At 44.8% G+C, this 23,855-nt stretch carries 18 protein-coding genes and 1 pseudogene; 9 read left to right on the top strand and 10 right to left on the bottom strand.

The features are described 5' to 3' along the window. Positions 1-355 precede the first annotated feature (355 nt). The 3 genes from LMH68_RS16665 to LMH68_RS16675 all read right to left on the bottom strand — a co-directional run bounded on the left by LMH68_RS16665 (position 356) and on the right by LMH68_RS16675 (position 4,740). Positions 356-2,449 (bottom strand): GNAT family N-acetyltransferase, encoded by a 2,094-nt coding sequence (locus LMH68_RS16665; protein WP_229647586.1) that lies wholly within the window; start codon positions 2,447-2,449, stop codon positions 356-358. 93 nt (positions 2,450-2,542) lie between these two features. Then, positions 2,543-3,517, bottom strand: coding sequence for a ParB/RepB/Spo0J family partition protein (locus tag LMH68_RS16670; RefSeq protein ID WP_229647585.1), 975 nt, complete (start codon positions 3,515-3,517; stop codon positions 2,543-2,545). A gap of 5 nt (positions 3,518-3,522) precedes the next feature. Beyond that, the gene (locus LMH68_RS16675) at positions 3,523-4,740 is read right to left on the bottom strand and encodes a ParA family protein (protein WP_081229176.1); all 1,218 of its coding nucleotides are present in this window, start codon (positions 4,738-4,740) and stop codon (positions 3,523-3,525) included. Positions 4,741-6,002: 1,262 nt separating this feature from the next. Between LMH68_RS16675 and LMH68_RS16680 the strand changes: the two genes are divergently transcribed. Next, a complete protein-coding gene (locus tag LMH68_RS16680; RefSeq protein WP_017061215.1) occupies positions 6,003-7,982 on the top strand; it encodes a replication initiator protein RctB domain-containing protein in 1,980 nt (659 codons plus the stop codon). 380 nt (positions 7,983-8,362) lie between these two features. Here LMH68_RS16680 and LMH68_RS16685 read toward each other — a convergent pair whose 3' ends face one another. Both LMH68_RS16685 and LMH68_RS16690 read right to left on the bottom strand, forming a co-directional pair. After that, positions 8,363-8,881, bottom strand: a complete 519-nt coding sequence (locus tag LMH68_RS16685; RefSeq protein ID WP_229647584.1) for a transcriptional regulator — start codon at positions 8,879-8,881, stop codon at positions 8,363-8,365. Continuing rightward, positions 8,878-9,666, bottom strand: a pseudogene (locus LMH68_RS16690) (ABC transporter ATP-binding protein); the annotation flags it as partial. The pseudogene LMH68_RS16690 and the gene LMH68_RS16685, both read right to left, overlap by 4 nt. 284 nt (positions 9,667-9,950) lie before the next feature. On the opposite strand from LMH68_RS16690, the gene LMH68_RS16695 reads away from it, so the two are divergent. Beyond that, positions 9,951-10,145, top strand: a complete 195-nt coding sequence (locus tag LMH68_RS16695) for a hypothetical protein (RefSeq protein ID WP_017061218.1) — start codon at positions 9,951-9,953, stop codon at positions 10,143-10,145. Positions 10,146-10,334: 189 nt separating this feature from the next. Continuing rightward, positions 10,335-10,895: an NADAR family protein gene (locus LMH68_RS16700; RefSeq protein ID WP_050643559.1), complete on the top strand. Its 561-nt coding sequence runs from the start codon at positions 10,335-10,337 to the stop codon at positions 10,893-10,895. Positions 10,896-11,069: 174 nt separating this feature from the next. Here LMH68_RS16700 and LMH68_RS16705 read toward each other — a convergent pair whose 3' ends face one another. Beyond that, positions 11,070-11,828, bottom strand: a complete 759-nt coding sequence (locus tag LMH68_RS16705; RefSeq protein ID WP_065584480.1) for a substrate-binding periplasmic protein — start codon at positions 11,826-11,828, stop codon at positions 11,070-11,072. A gap of 88 nt (positions 11,829-11,916) precedes the next feature. On the opposite strand from LMH68_RS16705, the gene LMH68_RS16710 reads away from it, so the two are divergent. Next, positions 11,917-14,349 (top strand): response regulator, encoded by a 2,433-nt coding sequence (locus LMH68_RS16710; RefSeq protein ID WP_229647583.1) that lies wholly within the window; start codon positions 11,917-11,919, stop codon positions 14,347-14,349. Positions 14,350-14,500: 151 nt separating this feature from the next. On the opposite strand, the gene LMH68_RS16715 is transcribed toward LMH68_RS16710, so the two are convergent. Continuing rightward, complete coding sequence (locus tag LMH68_RS16715; RefSeq protein WP_017061222.1) at positions 14,501-15,253, bottom strand: SDR family NAD(P)-dependent oxidoreductase; 753 nt, start codon at positions 15,251-15,253, stop codon at positions 14,501-14,503. Between the two features lie 12 nt (positions 15,254-15,265). Then, on the bottom strand, positions 15,266-15,961 hold the full coding sequence (locus tag LMH68_RS16720) for a sulfite exporter TauE/SafE family protein (RefSeq protein ID WP_017066352.1): 696 nt from the start codon (positions 15,959-15,961) through the stop codon (positions 15,266-15,268). Between the two features lie 362 nt (positions 15,962-16,323). Here LMH68_RS16720 and LMH68_RS16725 point away from each other — a divergent pair, with 362 nt between their 5' ends. Beyond that, positions 16,324-17,640, top strand: coding sequence for an aspartate aminotransferase family protein (locus LMH68_RS16725; protein WP_017066353.1), 1,317 nt, complete (start codon positions 16,324-16,326; stop codon positions 17,638-17,640). A gap of 167 nt (positions 17,641-17,807) precedes the next feature. On the opposite strand, the gene LMH68_RS16730 is transcribed toward LMH68_RS16725, so the two are convergent. Continuing rightward, entirely contained in the window at positions 17,808-19,322 is a 1,515-nt protein-coding gene (locus tag LMH68_RS16730; protein WP_017066354.1) for a PLP-dependent aminotransferase family protein, read from the bottom strand. A 239-nt stretch (positions 19,323-19,561) separates the two neighbouring features. Here LMH68_RS16730 and LMH68_RS16735 point away from each other — a divergent pair, with 239 nt between their 5' ends. The 4 genes from LMH68_RS16735 (at position 19,562) to LMH68_RS16750 (ending at position 22,829) form a co-directional block, all read left to right on the top strand. Continuing rightward, positions 19,562-20,428: a transporter substrate-binding domain-containing protein gene (locus LMH68_RS16735; protein WP_065584482.1), complete on the top strand. Its 867-nt coding sequence runs from the start codon at positions 19,562-19,564 to the stop codon at positions 20,426-20,428. 131 nt (positions 20,429-20,559) lie between these two features. Next, entirely contained in the window at positions 20,560-21,201 is a 642-nt protein-coding gene (locus LMH68_RS16740) for an amino acid ABC transporter permease (protein WP_017066356.1), read from the top strand. Positions 21,202-21,316: 115 nt separating this feature from the next. Next, positions 21,317-21,982 carry an amino acid ABC transporter permease gene (locus LMH68_RS16745; RefSeq protein WP_017071256.1) on the top strand — a complete coding sequence of 222 codons (666 nt, stop codon included), beginning with the start codon at positions 21,317-21,319 and terminating at the stop codon, positions 21,980-21,982. Further along, the gene (locus LMH68_RS16750; RefSeq protein ID WP_267868978.1) at positions 21,975-22,829 is read left to right on the top strand and encodes an amino acid ABC transporter ATP-binding protein; all 855 of its coding nucleotides are present in this window, start codon (positions 21,975-21,977) and stop codon (positions 22,827-22,829) included. Before LMH68_RS16745 ends, LMH68_RS16750 begins: the two co-directional genes overlap by 8 nt. A gap of 103 nt (positions 22,830-22,932) precedes the next feature. Here LMH68_RS16750 and LMH68_RS16755 read toward each other — a convergent pair whose 3' ends face one another. Further along, positions 22,933-23,661 (bottom strand): UTRA domain-containing protein, encoded by a 729-nt coding sequence (locus LMH68_RS16755; RefSeq protein ID WP_102428102.1) that lies wholly within the window; start codon positions 23,659-23,661, stop codon positions 22,933-22,935. Between the last annotated feature and the right edge of the window lie 194 nt (positions 23,662-23,855).

Genomic DNA, 23,855 nt, shown 5'->3' on the forward strand with positions numbered 1-23,855 from the left:
TCACATTATTAGAATAATCAGCGTCACATCACTTACTTTCGATTCTGCAAACATGACTCATAAATAAGACTTACACATTTTATGATCTGCTTCGCCTTTACAAATACATAGGAAGATTTTTTCAGAATATTTCGTGTGATTGAATGTCGATTCGATATTGGTGCAAGATAGTAAAGGCGAATAGCTTTAGAAGATTAAAGGCTGTCATGGAGAGATGAAACAGAAGTGATGTAACAGATAGTCAGGGTAAAAACGGATTTCAATATGGAGCTTCAGTTTACAGTGTAAATCCAAGATTCTAATTTACACTGTAAATCTAATTTGTAGCGGTCAGTCTATTTAAATGATGGCTAGCCTATTTACACTGTAAATTTGCTAACAGAGCATCGACATCTTTACGAAACTGAATCTCTGCTTGTTTTCGACCAACAAGATTAAACTGTTCGACACAAGTCCCCCACTCTTTCTGCTGAACAACCTTTGCGATGAGTAAGTCAGAAATACCTATGTTTCGATCGTTGCTGAGTAGAATCAAGTTCAGTACGCTGAAGCTGATCGCATCATAACTGTTGCCACCGTTCACGTGATTTCTAACTAACTGAGTTTCAAACTCGCTAACAGTGTGAACACTCTTTGGCAGCAGCGCTCGTACCATATCGGTTTCAAGTGAAACCAAAGAACCTGAAACAAGAAAACAGTAGCTACGCTCGAAGTGATTTTGAACTTGGCTTATCCAGCCTTGAGAGTTTGAGTTAAGCGCCTTAACCATCAGAACCGAGTGACAGCCACTGGCCTGATCTCGCTGGTGGCCGATGTGCACAGCTTCAAATTCACTACCACGCCAAAAAGAAATCAATTCGCTGGTCGCGCCAAAACTTGTCGCCAGATAATCTGCTTGGCTGGTTTGCTGTGATAACTGAGCCAACATCCAACGGCCAATACCCAAACCTTGATGACGTGCTGAAACAGCAATGCGCATAACTCGAAGGCACCGACTGGTCGCCGCCTGAGTACAGCCAAATTGGTTTGCCAGTAATACAGGGGCAAGGTGACCTTGAGGCCTGCGTTTTCCAAGTTGAACTTGAGCAATCAACTCGCTGTCCAAACCACCCTCTTCCGTCACTAACATACAACCTAAACATTTATCTTGCTGCCAAGCGGCGTATAAACGGATTGCTGGATTGTTGAGAAATTGCATTAAGTCATTTGGCGAGGTCTGATAGTGCGCATCCACGAGAAGAGAAAAACATTGTTGTAGCTGCTCAGGATTAGCCAAGCATTCTGATTTTGATAACTCGCCCAAGTTTAATTGGTTGATTGCGTCAGCAGAAAAGCCTTCGATTTCATCAACCGCCGATTCAGTGACTGATGCGTCATTACCAAGTAGGAAGCAATCAAACAACCAAGCTTCTAGCGGATCGTTGCTATTCCAACGAATCGGTTGTTCGAGCTTAAAGCCTTTCCACCCCGGACGATGCTCAGAAAGCCAAGACTCAAACTTAATACCGAACCCTCGCCCACTGCCTTCGTAACCATGTACCGTGGTTGAAAAGACCATACGGTGATAGATGTCGACCATGGATTTAAGCATCGGAATTGGAATTGCAGCTGCTTCGTCAACCAATAACAGATCGCAATCAGGCTTAGATTTAAGTAATTCATCTGCTGCGACGAATCTTAAACTGCCACCTTGATGACGAATGTGAGTAGCGTTAACCACTTCGCAAGATTCTAACCCTTGGCTAGCATGAGAAAATACCGTCATTACCGCTTTCACTGAAGGCGCGGTAACAATAATATTAAACCCGTGACGCTCAACTAACAGCTGCGCTGCGGCAATACCCAATGTCGAGCTTTTACCACGCCCTCTATCCGCAGTGAGAATCAAAGGACGTTTACGATGTCCAGACACCACTTTTTTAACTAATTCAACAGCCGTATTTTGCTGTTCAAATTTATCCAATCCGTTTTGGGCACTTTGCATCTGAGGAAGAGCGTGAGTCGCTTGAACTACATCGCCGGCTTCATTGTGTTGTGAAACAGAAATAAGTTTATCGAAATGACATTTTAACCAACGTTGACCAAAGCTTTCGCTATCTTCAGAGGCATCAACTTTTGGCGGCAACACCAACAACAGCCCACCACCGACTAACGAACCCAGCGCAGCACTAAAACCATTCGCATCAAACTGCTCTCTAAAGTCACAAACAAGAACTTGGCACTCACGACCAAGCAGTTGTTGGCCTTTTTTTACTGGAGCATGAATCACACCTTCAAATGACGTACCGCCAATCTGGAAGATGCTCGGAGTGTGTGAGTCTTGAAGGAAGGTAAAAACAGCTGAGTTTTGCCAATCAAAATCGCCATCAAAGACCACACCGTAACGGTGATCGTTATGTTGAGCAATATTAGAAAGTGTCTGCAGAAAAGTGTTGGTTGGGTTTGTCATAGTTAGCGTCCAGATTCATCTAAACACAGTTTATCACAGCCAAATAAAAAGCCGCATTAAGCGGCTTTAGAGGAGTAATGAAAAGTCGTCGACTTAGTCGAGCTTCGATTGAACGAAGGCGAGGATTTCTTCCATTGTTGCATCATCAACTTTCTTAAGGTTCAACGCCAAGTTTGAACCCTTGCGGCTGTATGATGCGCGGCCCTTAATAAGCTCAACTTTTGGAGAAGCTTTTTTCGCTGGCGCTGGCGACAATTCAAGAATCCAACCTTCCAAAGTTTCTGTCACGTCTTTGGTTAGACGAGTTACGCCTTGAGCTTCACTACGCTGCCATACGAAACCTTCAGAAGCATCACACTTAGTCAGCAGTGTTTGCTGCTGTTCACTCGTCAATCCACCAAACTGCTTGTGTAGCTTAACAATAGTTGGACGACCAAGGTCGCTCACATTTGGGTAAGCTTGTAGCAATTCAAGTGGTAGAGCAGCTGCTTTCAATGCACCACTCACTAAAGCTTCACTGCACTGGAACATTTTAGCCAGTGCTTTCTGATCTTCAGCTTCGCCTTTATCCAGCTTCGCTTGCATCTCTTTGCCCTTCTCGTAAAGAGAAAGCGGTTTATGAGCGTTAGCTACGTCTGATAGGAACTTAGCGTGTTCGCCGTTAATGTTTTCAGCAACATAGATTAGGAACTCTTTGTCAGCCAAAATACATGACATACGACGACGGCTACCATCAAGAACTTCAATCTTACCGTCTTTGTTCTTACGACCAACCGCTGGGTATTGCTGACCACGTTCTTTCAATGTTGTAAGAACATCAGAAAGCGCGTGCTCATTTAAGAAAGATTGCTCACGAGCGTTCTCTTCAAAAACAACCGTTCGAGTTGCCACTTCAGCCGCAGGAATTCGAACCAATTCAAATGAAACCAGATCTTCGCCAGCAACAGAAAGCTCGATCACTTGAGCCTGTTCTTTTGCCGCTGTTTGCGCTTCTTGTGGTGTTGCTACGCGACGTTTGTTTGCTTTACCAAATAGCTTTGCATTTAAGTCAGATGTTTTAATTGCCATTGTTGTTATCCCTGATTAAGTGAAGGCCAGTTGCTATGTAATACGCGCTCTAATTCTAGAGCACTTTTTTGTACTGCGTCTTGAGCAACAGCTAGAGTTTTCTTACCGCCCTCAAAGTCGCTCACCGTTAGATCGAAAACTGTGCTGTAAGTGTCAGCACAGGTTTCAAAAGCACGGCTTCTTGGAATGGTTGCCATCATTACTTGGTCATTCAACAGGTAGTTCATTTCGGTCAGAACTGACACTTGTTTCTTGTTGTCGTCTTCAAACATGGTTGGCATTAGACGAACAAATTCGAGCCCTTTCCAATCATCCGGGAACATTTCGTAAACCGTTGGTAAGTGCTGGAAGAAGTTAACCGTTGAAGCCCAATCCAAACGCTTAGCTGCACATGGAATCAGAAGTGCGTTCGACGCGTACATTGCATTCCATACTAGAGGGTCAACGTGCGGGCCGGTATCAATCATAATCACATCGAAATCATCGGCGATTTTGTCGATAAGCTTCTCTTTTAACAGACGAACAATATCAAGTGACTGATCTTGTGAAAGGCTTTGCCACGCTTCAGCGTTAAACATCGCATCTTCTGGGAAAGCAGAAATTGTCTTCAGATTTGGATACTGAGTTGGCAATAGTACGTTCTTACGAAGAAACTCTAGATCGACGTCTTGGTCTTCAGGCACGTTGTCCAACATGATATCGACAGCAGAATAGATGCTGTCGTGCTCTGCCCCACTAATTTGTGGATTTAGGAACAGACGCAAAGAGCCCTGTGGATCCAAGTCAATCAAACAGATACGGTAGCGCTTATCTAAATTCAGAGACAAACAAGCGGCTAAGTGAACCGCTGTCATTGATTTACCCGTACCACCCTTCTGGTTTTGTACGTTGATAATCCATGGCTTATTGTCAGCGTGCTGTTTACGTTCATGGAACTTTGGCACTTCTGCCGCGTCCATCAACATGTGAGCTTCTGTCAATGAAATCGAGTAATGATTGGCGTTGTTCTTTGTAAACTGATGGCCATCAGCTTCAAGTTTAGTGATTGCTTCATCGAGTTTACGACGCGTTAAACCAGAACGAGTCTCCATCATAGCTTTAGACATTGGAGGGAAATGTTCATCACTTCGCTCTTCCAAAATAATCTCAATTCGGTCAGCCTGAACTTGTTGAGTTTGTTCGGCTAGCTGATAGAGCTTATCAATCGTTTGTTCTCTTTTCATTGCCAGTTTCCGTAATGATTAACTAAGTACAAATTGTACAGCGATTAACAACAAACACAACAAAAACATGAACATACATTTATGAGTAAAATCACATAAAATAGACCGCGTTTTTACAATTTGATGAAACATCGCCTTAGACAAACACAAAAATGACCGTTTTTATCATGCATAACCTATGTTATTTCTAACCTACATTTAAAATGTTACAGCATCACTTATTTACAATGTAAATGGAATTTCAGCGAAAAACCTTCGGAACGATTGAAATACAACCGTAGATTACGGTTGGTGTGATTTGCATTCGAATTTATAGATTTTCAATACAATAAAAATTAAAAAACGCTCAATGAACAATAAGATTCAAAACAGAAGAGAAGACGGGGTGTCAAAAAACAGCAGAGGATTGGAGCCTAACCGGAAGAATGATCATGGACCACATCCAGTGTAAGATAATTAATAACGCCAAATTATGAAGCATGATCAAGGCGTAAACTGAGCAATATTGATCCGAGTAACCGCACATTGGAAATGATCAACTTCCGGAAAAATGATCAAGTAAACATCGTTCCGGAAGCATGTAATTTATGAGCTAAGTTACGGACAAATGCTTTTGGAATGGGGATTCAACGCCTATAAGGGCTCAATGATTGAAAATTCAATCGACACAGACCGAGAATACACAAACATGACAATTTCATGATCATGCTTCCTAGTTAAGACCCACCAGCGCTAAATACATCAAAGCAACCCATTTCCAGTGGATACCGACTAAATTTTGCGCTCAATAGGGCAGGAACGATAAAAAAGTATGCTCTCTTGATCATTGTTCCGATAGATTGGCCGCCACAAGTGTCTACATAGACAAGTCAAAAGCGACTTAGAAACCGATGTTGAATTCCGATCTGTGGATAAGCTGTATAAGTATAATGATCATGCTTTCGAACCAATAATGATCATGCTTACAATGACTTAATGATCATCGTTCTGATGTTCTGTGATCATGCTTTCTTAAGTTTAATGATCATAGTTTCGGAACCTTTATGATCATGCTTTCCAAGGTGATTTATTTTAATGCTTTAAATTCAACCACTTATAAGCAAAGTCACGTCCAGATCATTAGATCACTTAATCATTTAAGATCATATTAATCAAAAAGATCAGTTATTTAAAAGCCAATAAATTCTCTTTATTTATGATCATTCTTTCTTTATCATTCAGGAACTATAGTGAAATTACGGTTAGTGTGATACGGATCAAAAATGAAACCAGAAGAGAAATTGTTAATTAAGGCACGAAGCCACAAAGATGGTCATTTATTTGAGGTATCTGAAACAGCCGTTGAATGGATAGAACAATATCAACACTTCAAAGGTGTCACCAAAAGCATAGTTGAGCTTCTTAACCTAATTTCACTTCGTGGGTTTAGCAGTAAAGACGGGTACGTTTCCACCACTGAGATTATTGAATCAACCGATGGTCAAGTCACTCGCGCAGCCTTACAGCAAAGGCTGAGAGCTGCAGTTAATATCGGATTGTTCAAACAAATCCCCGTTCGCTTTGAAGAAGGCCTTGCTGGTAAAACCATGTTGCATCGCTTTGTGAACCCAAACCAATTGATATCGGTGCTGGGTGCCACCAGCTTAGTGACAGAAAGCGTGAAGCAAAATGAAAAGCAAAAGCGCTCTAAAGCCCTAGCTCAAACCAAAGTAAACAAGCGCTTACTGAATGAACATGGGTTGAATACCCCACCAACGATGAAAGATGAAGCGGATCAATTCATTGTTTCGCCAACCAATTGGGCGGGGATTATTGATCAAGCGTTAGCGCCACCTAGAACTCGTAAGAGCTACCAGAAATCCATGGTTTCGATCTCTGGCACTCGCGCTGTGATCGAGACACGATCTTCTAAAAATATCATGACCGTTGACGATCTGATGACGCTATTCGCGTTATTCACTCTCACCGTTCAATATCATGATCATCACCAAGATGATTACCATCTAGACGCGAAACACACGCCAAACAAAACACCACTCTACATCACTGATATTTTGTCTTTACGTGGCAAGAAAGACAGCGGCCCTGCTCGTGATTCGATCCGCGATAGTATTGATCGTATCGAATTCACGGATTTCCAACTGCACGAGCTTACAGGCCGTTGGCTTAGTGAGAACATGCCAGAAGGCTTTAAGAGTGATCGTTTCCGATTCTTAGCTAGAACCATTACCGCATCGGAAGAAGCGCCTACAGAGGGCTCTGACGGCGAAATTCGCATTAAACCGAACCTATACATCCTGGTTTGGGAACCTTCGTTCTACGAAGAGCTGCTGACGCGTGATTATTTCTTCCTATTTCCGCCAGAAATCCTGAAGCAACATACCTTGGTTTTCCAAGTGTATTCGTACTTTAGAAGCCGCATGGCACGTCGCCATTCAGATAGCATGTTGCTCAGTGAGCTCAACCAGAAATTGGCGCGTAACATCGATTGGCGTCGTTTCTCGATGGATCTGATCCGCGAGCTCAGAAAATTGGGTGAAGTCGGGGATCAAGAAGATACCTTCCTGGTTAATCTATGGGGTTATCACTTGACGATCACCGCGTTGATCGAAAAAGGGAAAACGACCGATTATCAGGTAGATATCAAATGTAATGTGGAAGAAGTATTACGTTACTCAAGAGCGCGTACCACTAACGCAGGTAAGCGTAATATGGCACCAACGCTGCCGAACCCACTTCGTAACGAAATGGTGTCTAAGCAGAAACTGGAAGAGCTGTCTGAGATTATCGATGGTGAGTTTGAACCCATTCAGCGTAAAGCACCGTCGCCAAGAGGCAAATTGGGACGTCGAGTTAAGCAGCGTAAACACTCTGTTGAGATCAACGCTGACGAGATCATGATTACTCTCTCTAAATATACCTCTGCAGAGGCTCTAGAACGCAGCATAACGGCTTTATCTGCTATGACAGGGCACTCACATGCCTCAATCAAAGAAGAGTGCTCAGAGCTCATTGAGAAGCTTGATTGGTTGAGAGTAGGGGAGGACGTTATCCCATACGAAACACTGAGTCGCTTGATTGAGCTATATAACGACCGAGATAGCACCAGCAATCGACATCTGTCCATTGAACGTTTGATCTCTGGTTTAGCGGTGCGTCGTAAAGTGTGTAAACAAGTTCATGAAGGTCATTTAGACGAAAACGTGTTCCTTGCGCTCGATGAAATGGCGATTGGCCACTAGTCATTATCCTATCGCGATAAGCCTGTTTTACCGTCGCTGAATGGATAGTTTTGAACACATTAGGTGCTGATTAAAATCGCACCTAACGCTGACAAAGTGATGACAAAGTAGCGCATCTAGTTGATTATTATTTATCCCGAATAGACAACCTTTGTCCTTTCTTGTGATTAATAGATTGGCTCATATTTTGTTACATCATACTGAATAGATTTTTGCGAGTTCCCAAGGGACTCGCTTTTTTTTGCCTAAAATTCATTCAATCATTAAAATTCAATAGCTTACAGAGTTAAACGCCGAAGCATGATCAAGGCTCGATCATGCTTTCTACGGATCTAGCTCTGGTGAGATTCTGATTTGATGCTTGATCGAGAAGGGCTTGATCAGTGGAGATGGCGTTGAATAATTCCTTGATCATCGTTTCGGGGATGGGTTGCCATAAAGCGTACATGCGACTCGATCAATTTTTCAGACTCTGCTTTCCAACGTGGTTCTTGCTGTTGGTTCGTAAATTCCAAAGCCAATACACACAAGTGTTGTAGCCGCTGTGTACACCACTCTTGCAATCCTGCTTCTGATTTTGGGTCACATGACACCGCTTGCAGCTTACTGTAGGCAAACATTAGGTATTGGTAGGCTTTATCTTGATGGCTTGAGCTGTTGGCCTCCTGCGAAGCCAACTCCGGATTCGATGAATCCGCGAGGTGGCGATAGAAAGTAAAGATTCTCAGGCATCCGTCTAGCCAACATGCGATGCCTTTGCTCTGCTCATCCGTGATCAATGGCCCCCAGAGCGCATCTGGAGGCGTTAAGATCAAAGGTTCTAACCGGTCCACTTGATCATGCTTTCGGTCTTTGTACCAATCTCCGATCCGCTCTAACCAAGTGTCTAGTTCATTCATGCAACGTTATCCCACTGTTTTACAAAGTGATTATCAGAAACTTGTTTGATTTCATGCTGTATTTCACAGCTCTGCTCTCGAATACGATCAGCGTCTATTGAATAGTTTGGCTCATTTTTGACGAGTTCGCCAAATGGCAGATCGGGATCTGGTACCGCAGAGATCAACAACTTAGTGTACGGGTGTTGTGGATTGGTCAAGATCGACTGGGTTGATCCCCACTCGACGATCTGCCCTTTGTACATCACCGCCGTCTCTTCAGCGATGTAATGTGCCGTGGCAAGGTCGTGGGTTATGTACAAAAAGCCTATGCCTAACTCTTTCTTCATTTTTTGCATCAAGTTCAACACGCCAAGTCGAATCGAAACGTCCAACATCGAGGTGGGTTCGTCAGCAAGAATAACCTCAGCGCCAACGGCCAGTGCTCTGGCTAGGTTAACCCTCTGTCTTTGGCCCCCACTGAGCTCGTGCGGGTATTTGGCTAGCGTTTCGATGGGTAACTCCACCAGCGTTAATAACTCTTTGAGGCGCTCTGTGAGAGCCTGTTTAGTGACTACCTGTTTATGGATCTTAAGTGGGCGCGTTAAATGGTGATCAATAGTGTGAGTGGGATTGAGTGAACCAAAGGGGTCTTGAAAAACCATTTGCACACGGCTGCGATAATCCAAGATATCTTTACGGCTTTTCAGAGTAGAGATGTCTCTGCCTTTGAACAGTATCTCTCCCTCTGTCGCAGGGTAAACCTTGGTCATCAATCGTGCGCAGGTGCTTTTCCCGCAGCCAGATTATCCGGCTAAGCCGAAAATCTCGCCTTAGCCTATGTGAAAGCTAACGGATTTTATTGCATTGAAAGAGGGGAAAATGAGAGTTGGATCAAACCACATTTCTTATGGGGAATCTTTTAAATATAATTGCAGAAAATGGCTTTGGCAAAGTTTAAATGAGGCATTTATTAATTAGCTTTGTGAAGCGTCGGAATCATCACACTTCAGTACAGAATTTCTTAACAAGCGAAAAAGCATTTGCTACAGATTACCTGTCCATTACATGGTGCTTTTCGGAGGAAAACATGTCCATTAATTCTATCAACCATGATGAAATGACAAATATTGCAAACAAGTGGGATGCTGAAGAAGAAGTATCTTTCAAACCAGAAAAGAAAATGAAGTCTGCTGAAGCTCGTCGTCGTATCGAGACTCTAAGAGAAATTAGAGAAAGCGGTTTGAGTCTGGAAGAAGCGAGGGAGCTAGGTCTTATTCACTAATAATCCCCATTGCATTTAGAAGGGTGGCACAACGCCACCCTTTGATTTATAATTGTTTTTTCATGTTTCCTATCCAGATTTAATCAACTCCTTGATTCTTTGGCTCACTGTTCTGTTTAGCCTAACCCTTTTGATATTACGCTTTTCAGATGAAAAACACGCACATGGCATACTCTTGAGCTAAGTTGTTTGACAGTCATATTCAACGCCACTAATTTTAAAGTTAAAGCAAAAATATGCGATGTCGTTGGTAAGGAGAAGGCTATGTCTAATTCTGTGGCTCAAGCTAAAGAAGTGCTGTTTTACGAACCCGAAGATCCGAACGGATACCTGTCAAATTTTGCCGCTTGTCCTATCAAGGTAGGTGATCAAGTTTGGGCAACCAGCGAACATTATTATCAAGCGATGAAGTTTGCCTCCGAAGCGCTACGTAATACCATTTTGGAAGCCAGTACACCTGCTGAAGCGTTCTCTTTAAGTCGTGACTACGAAGACCAAGTTCGCGAAGATTGGTATGACATTCGTGTTGAAGTGATGCAGTTTATTGTGACGGAGAAGTTCAGACAGAATCCACAGTTTGCGCTGTTTCTTACCAATACCGGAGATTCGGTGATCAAAGAACATTCGCACAAAGACCACTTCTGGGGCGATGGCGGCGATGGAACCGGCGAGAACCATTTGGGTAAGATTCTGATGGCAGTGCGTCACCAGCTTCGCACTCAGCAACTGCATTTGATTGCTTCGCACTGATTCGTCGATTCAGATAGCGGCATGCTTATGATTACCCCTTAGACGCATTTAAAAGGCCGCCCTGCTATCTAGTATGAAGCAGGGCGGCCTTTTCGGTTTTAGAGAGTCAGGCATCAACGAGAGTTAACGTACGTGACTAAGCTATCCGTTGCTAAGTTCTAAGTTACGCTGGTGCTATAAGTAACTCTGTACGATGTCGTCAAGCTGTCCATCGTCTTTCATTTGGTCTAGGCGTTGGTTGATGAAGCTTTGCAGCTTAGGATCCATCTCAGGGTCAAACGCCAAATGGATAGGGTAGTTATTGATGACAGAACCAAACTCATGCATCTGGTAATCATCAATACTCAGTTTTTGCTCGTTTAGGTTGTATTTGATTCGTGATTCCATTTCCACAAACACGGTGTCGCCAGGTGCTCGGTTCAGGACACGAAACGCAGCAGTGTAATCTTTTACTCGAATCTCGTTGAGCTTGCCCTGTTGGATATAAGATTCCAAGTTCGGATACTCAAATCCTTTCAGCAATACCACGGCTTTCCCATCGAGATCATCGATTGTATTGAACTCAAATGGCTTTTTACCGCTGCTGAGTAATACGTGTTTTACATTGTAAATCGGGTCTTCAGATAGGTTCGCAGATTGAATATTCCCCCAACTAGGGCTGCCATAGGTAACCCAGTTTGGATTCTCTCTCGCATCGAGCTTGTCGATCATTCGATTAAAAGGGTAGGTGTGGTAGTTGATCTCATATTGGCTGTCATCAAACACGGCTTCCACAATATCTGAAACAATTCCTCTGTGAGATGACCCGTCAGTTTCGATTTGAAAAGGTTGCGCTTGGCTCGCAATAATGTAGTAGTGAAGAGGTTCGCTTGCAGAAGCATAACTGCTTGAAAACAAACTGACTATGGATGCAACGATAAGATGTTTTTTCATAACCTTCCCTAGTTATTTGATGAATGACTACTATTATACTAGTTGAGTAATTGTAGTTTGCTAGGATAACAATAATGGTAATTTGTGTATGGTGACAAAAGGAAAACGCTACGTTGGACTCTCCCGACAGTTGATCGGGATGATAATAGCGATCAGTACCTTATTCACAGTTATAGTGACAGGTCTCGGGTTGTATGTAGAGTACCAAAGTCGAGTTTCTTTTATCAGCTCTCAGATCGAGCAGGTCAAGGCTGGCTACCTTTCTGGTTTAACGGCAAGTTTGTGGGTTGAAGATCGAGAGCAATTGTTTGTGCAAGCCGAAGGCATCTCTCGCCTCCCTTCGGTCAGTTACCTTCTTATCGAAAGTCCCGATGAAAAAATTCTAGAGTTAGGTCAAAAGACCGAAGGCCAATCTTATTCTCAGTCTTGGGAAATGGTGCACCAGATGGGCGGCACAGACTTCCCGTTGGCGACGCTCACGGTGCAATCAGACTTGAGCATGATCCTAGATGACTTTGAAGAACGAGTGTTATTGTTGCTCGCCTTCGAAGCCGTTAAAATCTTCTTGTTGTCTCTCGTATGTTTAACCATCGTCTATCGTCTTGTCGTAAAACGTTTGATGACTATGTCTTCCCAAATCAACCAACAACAGGTCGAAGACAACAAACCGCGCTTTATAACGCCAACTCACTCTACTTACAAAGATGAGATATCGACTCTAGAGAGTAGCTATAACCGATCGGTAGAACGTATTCGTCAACAATATCAAGAGCTGGAAAAAGCTAAAGATGTTGCTGAGGTGGCCAACCGCAATAAAAGTGAATTTCTTGCCAATATGAGTCACGAAATCCGTACACCAATGAATGGGATTATCGGGTTGTCGTCTTTGCTCTCTGAAATGGATATGCCGAAAGAGCAAAAAGAGTACATCAACATGCTCAACACCTCTTCGCTTACGTTGCTCGACTTAATCAACGACATTCTCGATTACTCGAAGATCGAAGCGGGGCGACTAGAGCTTCAGCAAGAGCCGATGAAAATGATGGGCATTGCGGCCGACGTTGAATCAACCTTTCGAGTGAAAGCTGAACAGAAAGGGCTTCGATTCCAATTAGCGATCGACCCTAAGATCCCAACCATGGTGATTGGCGACGGTATACAACTAAGACAAGTCCTAAATAACTTAGTAGGTAACGCGATTAAATTTACCGAGCATGGCCACGTCACGCTCTCGCTTCGTTTGGAAGAGGTGGTTGAGCCTGAGCAAAAACTCAGAGTGAGGTTCGAGGTTGTCGACAGCGGTATCGGTATTGCAGAAGACAAACAGAAATCGGTGTTCGATAAGTTTCAACAAGCCGACGGCAGTACCACACGTATTTATGGAGGCACAGGGCTTGGTCTAACAATATGCGAGAAGATAGTGACATTGATGGGCAGCAAGCTTGAACTCACCAGTGTTGAAGGTAAAGGCAGTACCTTCTATTTTACGGCTGACTTTGACCCGTGTTTAGAAGCCGATGAAAGCAATATCGATTTCAATAAGGTTTCGGTTCTGCTTGTGGATGATAGCCAGCTGAACATGCGTATAACGTCTACACAGCTTCAATCCTTTGGCGTTAAGTCTGAGTGCTGTGAAACGGCAAACCAAGCGTTAGAGTTGGTTTCAGAGTCTGTGGCTAAGTCATCACCTTATGATCTCGTTCTGATAGACAAAGTAATGCCGTCCGTTGATGGCTTTCAACTGGCGAGAAGCTTAGTTGAACGCTTTGGTAGCGAGTGTCCCAAGTTAGTGATGATCTCTGCTGACCCTAGAAAGCAAGATGAAGCTCGTGCTAAACAAGTCGGTTTTGTTGCCTACATTGCGCGTCCTTACCAAGATAATCAGCTTAAATGGACCATCAGTGAGGTACTCGCGAGAGCGGCTGATACTTCAGTCTTTACCTATCCGAACAGAGGAGAGGTTGCGTTTAAAGACAATGAACCTGTGCCGTTAAGTAAACCTGCAGCGGTTGTTAAAGATGCTCCCATTGTCTCTGTAAACGCCACACCAGCCGATAAACAAGCTCCAATTCAAGCAGAGTCAAAACCTGTCGCAGTTGCCGGAGAATTTAGTGGTACAGTTTTAGTTGTTGAAGACTCGCGAGTAAACCAACAAGTCGCCAAGATGATGCTCAAGAAGCTTGGCTTTGAGGTTGATATTGCCGACAACGGTGAAATTGGTGTCGAGAAATTCAAAGCCAACGAATACGAGATGATTTTTATGGATTGTCAGATGCCGGTTCTCGATGGCTTCGAAGCGACCAAGCAGATCCGAGCGCTCGAAGAAGGGGCTGCAAAGCATATTCCAATCATTGCGCTGACGGCCAACGTCGTGCAGCGAGACAAGCATTTGTGCTTCGATGTAGGCATGGATGAGTTTTTACCTAAACCGGTTAACCAAGGCAAACTGAGAGAGATCGTAGCGAGTTTCTTGTCGAAAGAGACGGAATCAAACAAAGAACATGAGCAGCAAATTGTTTAGTTGAGTATCTCTAATCTTACTTTCATTAAAAGAGTAATGAGGCGAATTAGACATAGTCTTTTATGCCGTTGGTTATATTTGAAGTATCGTGTGAAAGAAATGATAAAGGTGGCCTGAAAAGACCACCTTTTTTGTATGTGTCGGTTTGAACTTAATCTCTATCGATTGCGAACGCAGACCATGCTTGACGTGTCGGCATCACTTCGACTCGGTTAATGTTGATGTGATCTGGCAAGGTTGCGATATAAAACATCTGCTCGGCAATATCCTCTGCTGACAACGGTGTAGTGCCTTGGTAAAGGTTGTCTGAAGCCGTCTGGTTACCTTTAGTTCTTACAAGAGTAAATTCCGTTTCTGCAATACCAGGGGAGAGGTCAGTCACTCGTACCCCTGTGCCTTGTAAGTCACAACGTAGGTTGTAACTGAACTGCTTTACGAACGCTTTGCTGGCACCATACACATGGCTTCCTGGGTAAGGCCACTGTCCGGCGATTGACCCAACATTGATGATTGAGCTTCCTGCGCCTTTTTTAATTAACGTAGGCAACAGCGCATGAGTAACATTAACCAAGCCTGTGACATTGGTATCGATCATAGTGTGCCAGTCTTTCAAGTCCACATCAGGCGCGCCTTCTGGTGCCAAAGCTAACCCAGCATTATTGACCAATGCGGTAATCGATGAAAATTCAGCGGGTAATGAATCAATGGCTTGTTTTACGGCGTCTGCGTCTCGAACGTCGAGTTGAATTACATGCACAGGCACCGTTAATTCTTCCTTTAGGTCGAGTAGCCTTTCGATTCGACGACCAGACAGCACTAACGACCAGTTATCTTCTGCGAAACGTTTTGCTGCCGCTTTGCCGAAACCAGAGGTTGCCCCTGTAATGAACGCTATCTTATCCATAAATACATCCTTCTAATTTGAAATTAACATAAGTAGTGCCATGCCGATCAAAATCGGCGCGGTCGTTGTTTTTGCAGACAAGTTCGGTACTGATAGATACAGTTTTTGCCCCAGTACATTGCCAATCAAAGCTGCCGGTAATAGCCATAAACCTGTGATGAACGATTCTTGGTTAAATGCGCCAATCCATATGAAGCCGATCAGTGAAATCGCTGAACTCAGCAGAAAAAACACAATCGCGGTGGCTCTCTGTTCACTGGTTTTAATGGTCAGGTTCATCAAATACGTCACTAATGGCGGACCTCCTGAAGAAGCGGTGGTCATGCTAAACCCCGAAATGGCTCCCGCCCAAAACGCGTGTCGTTGGTGCAACCAAGTGAGGCGTAAGTCCAAAATAATCAGCGTGCTAGCGACCAAAGACATCATCGCGATAAAGGCCTTCAAGCCTGATTCCGATATCGTGCTAATGAAATACAGCGAGAAAGGCACCGCAACCAACATGCCAATACACAGCGGCGCAATAAGCCGGATATTGATGGTGGTTTTACTTCGCTTGAGCAGAGGAAAGGCACTTAAAAAGTCCAACAAGATAGCGATGGTTACCGCTTGCAATGGTGGAACAATAAAGCTGAGGGAAAGCGCTACGATAATCGCAAACCCAAATCCTGAATAGCCTCGAACTACTCCTGCAAACAGAATCAATGTCATCGCTAATCCTAATTCCACTCTTGCTCACCTCTTTGCTTTTGATATTGCTGCTGCGTTAATTAGCGTTCGATGAGACCTGTCTCGTCTGCCTTTCAATCTATTCACACCTAAGAGTTTTGAATAGAGCCAGATCGACGATTGGATTGGGTCAGGCTGTTTGTTGGATCGGGGATGAGACTTGGGCTGATGTACTGGCCCAATGTTTTGTTGAAACTGACACTATGACCTCCGCCCTGTTTGGGATGAAGATTATTCCATCCGATAGCGCAGCCTTTTCAATGTCGTGTTTTGTGTCTTTCATTCTCGAAGACGAGCCAAGCACGAGCGGCTGTGAATCTAGTGTTGTTAATGGAGACGATGAAATGGAAGTATCAACAGAACAGCTTGTGAACCAAGATATTATCGACCTCGACAAGAGCGTATTTCATTCTTGGTCGATTCAAGAAGCAGCGGAGCCTATCGCCATTGCGGGTGGGCAAGGATGCAAAATGTGGGACTACGAAGGTAAAGAGTACCTTGATTTTAGTAGCCAACTGGTTAACACCAACATTGGTCATCAGCATCCACAAGTGATCAAAGCGATTAAAGATCAAGCGGACTCATTGGTAACCGTTGCCCCTGCGACCGCCAACCTCACTCGCGGTTTGGCGGCCAAGCGCATCTTGTCGAAAGCGCCAAGCTCGTTTAAGAAGGTGTTCTTTACCAATGCAGGCGCAGACGCCAACGAAAATGCGATTCGCATGGCGCGACAATTCACAGGGCGCGACAAGGTGCTATCTGCTTACCGTTCTTACCATGGCAATACAGGTACTGCTATTGCTGCGACGGGGGATTTTCGTCGAATTCCAAACGAGTATAGCCGTGGGCACGTTCACTTCTTCAATCCATTTCTCTATCGAAGCGAATTCAACGCGGCGACTGAGGCAGAAGAGAGTGAGCGTGCCCTGCAGCATTTAGAGCGAGTGATTGAATGCGAAGGACCAACGGCGATTGCGGCGATTATCCTAGAGACGATTCCGGGAACGGCTGGTTTTCTCATTCCGCCCAAAGATTACCTTATCGGCGTGCGTGAGCTGGCAACCAAACATGGCATTCAGTTGATATTCGATGAAGTCATGGTCGGCTTTGGCCGCACGGGTAAGTGGTTTGCGTTTGAGCACTTTAATGTAGTGCCGGATCTGATTACTTTCGCGAAAGGGGTGAACTCGGGTTATGTGCCGGCTGGTGGCGTGGTGGTCAGCGAACCGATCGTTGAGCACTTTAAGTCAAACTTCTTTATGGGCGGCTTAACGTACTCTGGTCACCCTTTGGCGATGGCTTCTATCGTTGCAACGCTCGATGTGATGGAGCAAGAGGGCATTGTCACACATGCTGATAACGTCGGTAACAGCGTTCTAGGGCCGCTCCTACTGAGCCTTCAAGAGTTGCACCCTATGATTGGTGATGTGCGCGGTAAAGGGATGTTCTGGGCGGTTGAGCTGGTGGAAGATCGTGAAAGTAAAACACCTTTAAGCAATGAAAAAATGGGGCAATTGAAAGCGCAATTGACCAAGCGAGGCCTGTTGACCTTCATTGTGAATAACCGCATTCACGTTGCGCCACCTTTGGTTATTCAGCCAAGCGATATAAAGAAAGGCGTTAAGATCATTGATGAAGTGTTGTTTGAACTCGCTTCTTAAGTCTCCAATAAGATAGCCAGCACAGCAACCAAGGCACTTTGACAAAGAATTCCCCGTTCTTTTCAACGTGCCAAACCTAACCTTCAGAAACGACAAAAGAGCATCGATTGATGCTCTTTTTACGTTCTTTCACTAAATCAGTCTGGTCAAACTGCTCTTAAGTGATGCTAGATCTTCATCACCTCTGACAGCTCTTTGATACCGGGTGCGATCAGATCTTTGTCGATGGCGTGAAAGCCCAATCGAAAATAGGAATTGGGGTCATATTCTGACAATGCTTCACAGCCCGATTCCGTTTCGGTATTCGTCATAAAGTGTGAATAGCCTGTCTCAATCAATATGCCCTTTTGGGCGGCTCGTGAAGCTAAACGCTGGCTATTGATGTGGCTGGGCGTTTGTAGCCACAGAGAGTTGGCCTGCTCGCTTTGAGCCAGTCGCTTGCAGTCAGGTAAGTACTTCAAGACAGCATCGTTGATCAGCTTCCAGCGCTGGCGAGTGTTTTCTCTAAAGCGCCTCACAAAGCTGTCGTAGTAGCCTTGTTCAATAAAGTGCGCTACTTCCATCTGAACACGGCTTGGCGCATGTCGGTACATCAAGCGACGCAGTATTCTAAGGTCGTAGATTAACTCTTCAGGTGCCACGATGTAGCCTAACCTCAAGCCGGGTGCCAGTAGCTTAGAGAAGCTGCTGACGTAGATGACTCTCCCTTCCTTGTCATTGGCTTTTAGCGCGGGTTTAGGATTCCACTCCACGTTGCACTCGGCGTCATAGTCATCTTCGATAATTACCGCGTCATTGGCTTTGGCCATTTCAAGTAACTGAGTTCGACGCTCATCACTCATGGTGACGCCGGTTGGAGCTTGATGGCTAGGCGTGACATAGAAGTGATCACACAGTGAAGAGTGCTCATTGAATCTCAATCCTTGTTCATCCACTTGATGCGGGTGTAACTGCGCGCCAGAGAGATTGAAGATGTGATTCGCTTCTTTGTAGCCGGGGTTCTCGACTCCGACTCGACTCTGATGGTTCATGAGCAAAGTCGAAATCAAATACAGCGCATTCTGCGAACCTAAGGTTATGAGGATCTCATCACTTTGGGCATGAATACCGCGCTGTGGGAGCACCCTTGTGCGTATCTGTTCGACCAGCATGTCGACGTCTTTATCGACCTTGTCGCAAAGCCAGCGGTGATCATGTGGGTCTGAGGTGACCTTTCTTGTCGCTTCTCGCCATTGAGCTAATGGGAAGTCATTGATAGAGGGTTGGCCAAAAATAAATGGGTATTGGTAACAACTCCAATGCGAGGGTTTGACGATGCGTGGGTATTGGCCCAATTGCAGCTTAACGCGTTTGCTCCAATCCGGTGCATTGTCGCTGTCGGCTGATTCAAAATGATCCAAACTCGCGTCGATAGTATCACTCGGGTTTTCATACTTTTCTGAAAGGTAATAACCACTGCGAGGCTTACTGATGAGGTAGCCATCGTCGAGCAAACTGTCGTACACCAAGGAGACAGTATTGCGTGAAACACCCAATTGGCTAGACAGCTTACGACAAGACGGAAGCGCTTGTTCAGCCGGAAAAATACCATTCAATATCGCCGTCACCAAATAGCTACGTACTTGTTCTTGCAGGCTTCTTTTGGAATCAAACTCGATGAAACAATTGTGATTTATCGCCATGAGATACAGTCCTTATTCTCAGTGAACCTCAGTCCAATTTGTATAAAAGAGCAAGAAATGCGCCAGAGTTCATATTGATGTTTTAAGAGTGTGTTTTGCTCTCTCTCAACCCCGAAAATTACGTTGTCCCAAACTAGAAAATCGTTCTGTCCCAACCTGAAAATTAAATTGGCTCTACGTCTCCGATGCATTCCGTTCATAAAGTAAAGGCAGGCAAATAATCTCGATAAGGAAAGCGTATGAAACAGGGAATGACGATGAAGGCATGGGTTTCAACAGCGGCAGCGACAGTTGTACTGGGTTGTTTTGGAGTCGCACAAGCATCGGAGCTTGCAGCCATCGAAAAGCAAGGCTTCATGAAAGTGGCGACAGAAGACAACTACTCTCCATTCAACTATATCGACCGCGGTAAGCCTGCGGGGATTAACAAAGATCTGCTTGATGAGTTACGTGAATATTCGAAGTTCGATATCGAACAAGAGATCTTACCTTGGACAGGACTACTCGCTTCGGTATCTGCGGGTCAATATGATGTGGCGTTAACTGGCGCGATCATTACCGATGCTCGCTTGAAGGCCTTTGATTTCACTCCACCTATCGCTTCAGCGCAGCATTACTTCTTAACCAGAGCTGACGCGGAAGATATTAATACGGTAGCCGATTTAGATGGAAAAACAGTGGGCTTACAAGCGGGCAGTGCTTTGCTAGAAAGGCTTCCAGAGCTCGAAGTGATGCTCGAAGCACAAGGCAAATCTTTGGGTAAAGTGGTGCAGTATCAATCCTACCCAGAAGCGTATTCCGACTTGGCAATCGGCCGAATAGACTATGTGATCAACAGTGTGGTTTCAGTTAACGAGGTAGTGAAGTCGAAGTCAAAGGTATTCAAAAAAGGCGAAGCAGTCTCTGGCCCAGGTTTCGTTAGCTGGCCAGTTCCTAAAGATAATCCTGAGCTTTTGGCTTACCTAACGGAATTCTTCCTACACCTTGAGCAAACAGGAAAAATGGCAGAGTTGCAGAAGAAGTGGTTCGGTGAATCGTTCGACCAACTCCCTTCAGAAGCCATCACTTCGGTTGAGCAGTATCACAAGCTAACAGCCGTTCAATAGATGAATAAGCATGCGCCGACACAAACAGTTAGCGGCTGTTTGTGTCCATGCCAATGGGTTCAAAGCGGTTTAACCCATGAGTCTTTGGCGCACAATCTATCGAAAGAAGTCGCTGATCAAAGAGGTCGTTTATGGATTATTACGCTTGGGAACAGTTACTACAGGGCGCGTGGGCAACGGCATGGATATCGGCAGTATCGATTGTATTAGGTGTCGTCATCGGCCTAATGATTGCCTTAGTTAGAATGATGAAAATCCCGTTTGTGGATCAAATGTTGGGTATCTATGTCAGCTGGGCACGAGCAACGCCTTTGGTGACACTGGCTCTGTTTATTTTCCTTTCTTTTCCGTCATTTGGCATCAATTTAGATAAACACGTTTCTGCTATTTTAGCTCTCACACTCAATACATCGGCATTCAATGCAGAGATTTGGCGCAATGCCTTTCTTAACTTTTCAAAAGGACAAATGGAAGCGGCAGAAGCCATTGGTATGAGACGTATCACTTATTTTCGCCGCATCATGTTCCCGCAAATGGTGATCATGAGCCTACCAGCGCTAGTCAATGAGATGTCGTTCTTAATCAAAGGCAGCCCAGCGATTGCGGTGATCGGCATCGTCGACCTAACTCGTGTCACCAATCGAATCTCTGCGGTTACCTATGAACCACTTGGGCCGATTCTATGTGCCGGTGCCATTTACATGTTGATTATTGGCGTGTTGGTGAAGTTGCAAGCTGTGGCTGAAAACCGAGCCACTTATCTGCAGCAATAAGTGCATACATCTGTTTACAGTAGCAGCAACAGTTTGGCCGTCATCACTACTTGGTCAGCTACACCATTTACCTGCTTGTGAAGCGTCATTGAGTGGGTAAATTTAAGGAGTAAATATGGAAGAATGGAATATTATCTGGCAACAAAAAGAGCTGTTTGCTTCTGGTTTTGTAACCACGTTTTATCTTTTTGTTTCGTCTTCAATCTTGAGTTTCGTCATAGGCATTGGTTTGTTGTACTGTCTCGAAAACTCGAGACTCGGTGTTAAGTACACCATCAACAGTTTGATAGGCATGATGCGCACCTTACCGTTTCTGATTTTAGCCTATCTGCTCTATTACGGTTTGCCTCAGGTTGGCATTCGACTAGATGCAGTGACTGCGGGAATCATCGCACTCAGCCTCTATCATGGTACGTATTTCTGTGAGATTTTCCGAGGTGTTCGTAAGGGGTTAGAGCCTGGTTACATCGAAGCGGCGCACGCTTATGGCTTTTCTAAACTCAAAACCTTCACACGAGTCATCACACCCAACGTGTTGTGTAAGTCGGTTCCTCTGATCACTAACCAACTCATCATCTGCTTAAAAGACACTGCGTTTCTTAGCATCATCACCGTCGCAGAAATTACCGCGGCCGCCAACAGCATTCAATCGACCTACTTCATCCCATTGAATGCGTTCATCATTGCTATCGCGCTCTACTGGGTTGTGAGTATTGCACTTGAAAGCATCACCAAACGAATCCAAACCAAAGTTGAACTTAGAGGACTTAGCCATGCTTAAACAATCAGAGATTATTGAAACGGAAGCACCGATTAACCCTTCTTTGGGCGTGAATTTGGAAGTGATTGAGTGCGAGCCACTATTGGAAGAACGAGAGACGATCATCAAGGTTGAAAACCTGTCGAAACAGTTTGATGGCATCGAAGTACTGCGAGACATCAACCTCAACATCAACAAAGGCGATGTGGTGAGTATTCTCGGCTCGTCAGGTTCGGGGAAATCGACGCTACTGCGTTGCATGAACTGGTTAGAGCAGCCAGAGCGCGGCACGATTTTTATGGGTGATGAGCGTATTGGTATCAACTCTGAAACGGGTAAGCCACTCAAATACAAAGAGTTGGCGAAACTTCGAGAGCGTCTTGGAATGGTTTTCCAAAGCTTCAACTTATGGTCGCATCTCACCGTGTTGCAAAACGTCATGGAAGCGCTGGTTCATGTTAAGAAGATAGCGAAATCAGACGCCGAGGAGATGGCTCGTAAGCAACTCGACAAGGTTGGGATGTCACACAAACTAGAGAGTTACCCAAGCATGTTATCGGGTGGGCAAAAGCAACGTGTCGCGATTGCCAGAGCTCTCGCGATGGAACCGGATGTATTGCTGTTTGATGAGCCAACCTCCGCGCTCGACCCTGAATTGGTCGAAGAGGTGTTACTGGTAATGAAGAAGCTATCGCAAGAGGGTTACACCATGGTGGTGGTGACTCATGAGATGGAATTCGCGCGTCAGGTGTCGGATCAGGTGGTATTCCTTGAGAAGGGCATCTTGATTGAGAAATCCAACCCTGAGAAGTTCTTCACTAACCCAGATTCAACAAGGGTAAGGAAGTTCCTCAAGCTTGATTCATGAGCTAGATGATTCGCGCACCTTAATGTTTGATTGTTAAAAAACTCCGACTGAATCAGTCGGAGTTTTTGTATTTGTGTTGCTACCGCATTAAGAGGATGTGGTACTAGCCAATGCTATCAATGTGGATCACTACTGAGTCTGGTCGCCAGTATTCCAGTTCGCAGTCCATCAACTCGCCATCTTGCTTGTAGTTCACACGGCAGATCTTCAGCACCGGTTGACCCTCAGCCAAATTTAGCGCCTTAGCGACATAGGCTGGGGCTGAAGTGGGAATTACATCAAAACGCGAGCGTTGGGTCTCGTAGCCGTATTTTTCTCGGTAGATGCCTGTTAGTGACATGGTGAGGTTTTCCGACAAGACACCATCAAATAAGGGCGCTTTCAGTACATTTTCAACAAACAGCACTGCTCTACCATCAATAAAACGCAAGCGCTCAATCACGTGTATTGGCGTTATCTGCTCTATCTCTAATGCTTTGGCGTAATCGCCTGTCGCCATCTCTGTACGGGTGCTGAGCAGTCTGGTTTCTGCTATGCGGTGTTGTTCACGAATCATTTGATGAAAGTGAGAACGTGATAATGGGTTATAGCGAACACGTTCGGGTGACACATACCAGCCACGGCGCTCTTCTCGGTATATCAAACCTTCGGTTTCCAGAGACACCAACGCATCTTTGAGCGTGATTCGTGTGGTGGAAAACAGTTCGCTAAGGTTTCTTTCTGATGGCAGTTTTTGCCCTTCAATGAAGATACCTGATTGAAGCTGCTCTCGAATACTCGCCTTAATTCTTCCTAACTGTGTCCCTGACTGCCCGGTGCCCAATGTTCTCATTACTGATCTAGTCCATAAGTTCGTGTGCTTAATAAGGTAAACCATGGAGTTAACAGGAATGTGACAGTAAACAATGGCTTATTGTCATATGAGTGAAATATAACTGCCACGTAAATGCACTCGAACTGTCAAATAACTTACGGCAAACCGTCACATTCCGGCTATAGCATACAAAACGAACTTACTGACCTAGT

The sequence above is a fragment of the Vibrio sp. F13 genome (assembly GCF_020806305.2).
GTDB classification, from domain to species: Bacteria; Pseudomonadota; Gammaproteobacteria; order Enterobacterales; family Vibrionaceae; genus Vibrio; species Vibrio crassostreae_C.

Excerpts from the sequence above, each read along its gene's own strand:
- LMH68_RS16665 (WP_229647586.1), bottom strand. The coding sequence starts at position 2,449 with ATGACAAACCCAACCAACACTTTTCTGCAGACACTTTCTAATATTGCT.
- LMH68_RS16670 (WP_229647585.1), bottom strand. The coding sequence starts at position 3,517 with ATGGCAATTAAAACATCTGACTTAAATGCAAAGCTATTTGGTAAAGCA.
- LMH68_RS16675 (WP_081229176.1), bottom strand. The coding sequence starts at position 4,740 with ATGAAAAGAGAACAAACGATTGATAAGCTCTATCAGCTAGCCGAACAA.
- LMH68_RS16680 (WP_017061215.1), top strand. The coding sequence starts at position 6,003 with ATGAAACCAGAAGAGAAATTGTTAATTAAGGCACGAAGCCACAAAGAT.
- LMH68_RS16685 (WP_229647584.1), bottom strand. The coding sequence starts at position 8,881 with ATGAATGAACTAGACACTTGGTTAGAGCGGATCGGAGATTGGTACAAA.
- LMH68_RS16695 (WP_017061218.1), top strand. The coding sequence starts at position 9,951 with ATGTCCATTAATTCTATCAACCATGATGAAATGACAAATATTGCAAAC.
- LMH68_RS16705 (WP_065584480.1), bottom strand. The coding sequence starts at position 11,828 with ATGAAAAAACATCTTATCGTTGCATCCATAGTCAGTTTGTTTTCAAGC.
- LMH68_RS16710 (WP_229647583.1), top strand. The coding sequence starts at position 11,917 with ATGGTGACAAAAGGAAAACGCTACGTTGGACTCTCCCGACAGTTGATC.
- LMH68_RS16715 (WP_017061222.1), bottom strand. The coding sequence starts at position 15,253 with ATGGATAAGATAGCGTTCATTACAGGGGCAACCTCTGGTTTCGGCAAA.
- LMH68_RS16720 (WP_017066352.1), bottom strand. The coding sequence starts at position 15,961 with ATGACATTGATTCTGTTTGCAGGAGTAGTTCGAGGCTATTCAGGATTT.
- LMH68_RS16725 (WP_017066353.1), top strand. The coding sequence starts at position 16,324 with ATGGAAGTATCAACAGAACAGCTTGTGAACCAAGATATTATCGACCTC.
- LMH68_RS16730 (WP_017066354.1), bottom strand. The coding sequence starts at position 19,322 with ATGGCGATAAATCACAATTGTTTCATCGAGTTTGATTCCAAAAGAAGC.
- LMH68_RS16735 (WP_065584482.1), top strand. The coding sequence starts at position 19,562 with ATGAAACAGGGAATGACGATGAAGGCATGGGTTTCAACAGCGGCAGCG.
- LMH68_RS16740 (WP_017066356.1), top strand. The coding sequence starts at position 20,560 with ATGGATTATTACGCTTGGGAACAGTTACTACAGGGCGCGTGGGCAACG.
- LMH68_RS16745 (WP_017071256.1), top strand. The coding sequence starts at position 21,317 with ATGGAAGAATGGAATATTATCTGGCAACAAAAAGAGCTGTTTGCTTCT.
- LMH68_RS16750 (WP_267868978.1), top strand. The coding sequence starts at position 21,975 with ATGCTTAAACAATCAGAGATTATTGAAACGGAAGCACCGATTAACCCT.
- LMH68_RS16755 (WP_102428102.1), bottom strand. The coding sequence starts at position 23,661 with ATGAGAACATTGGGCACCGGGCAGTCAGGGACACAGTTAGGAAGAATT.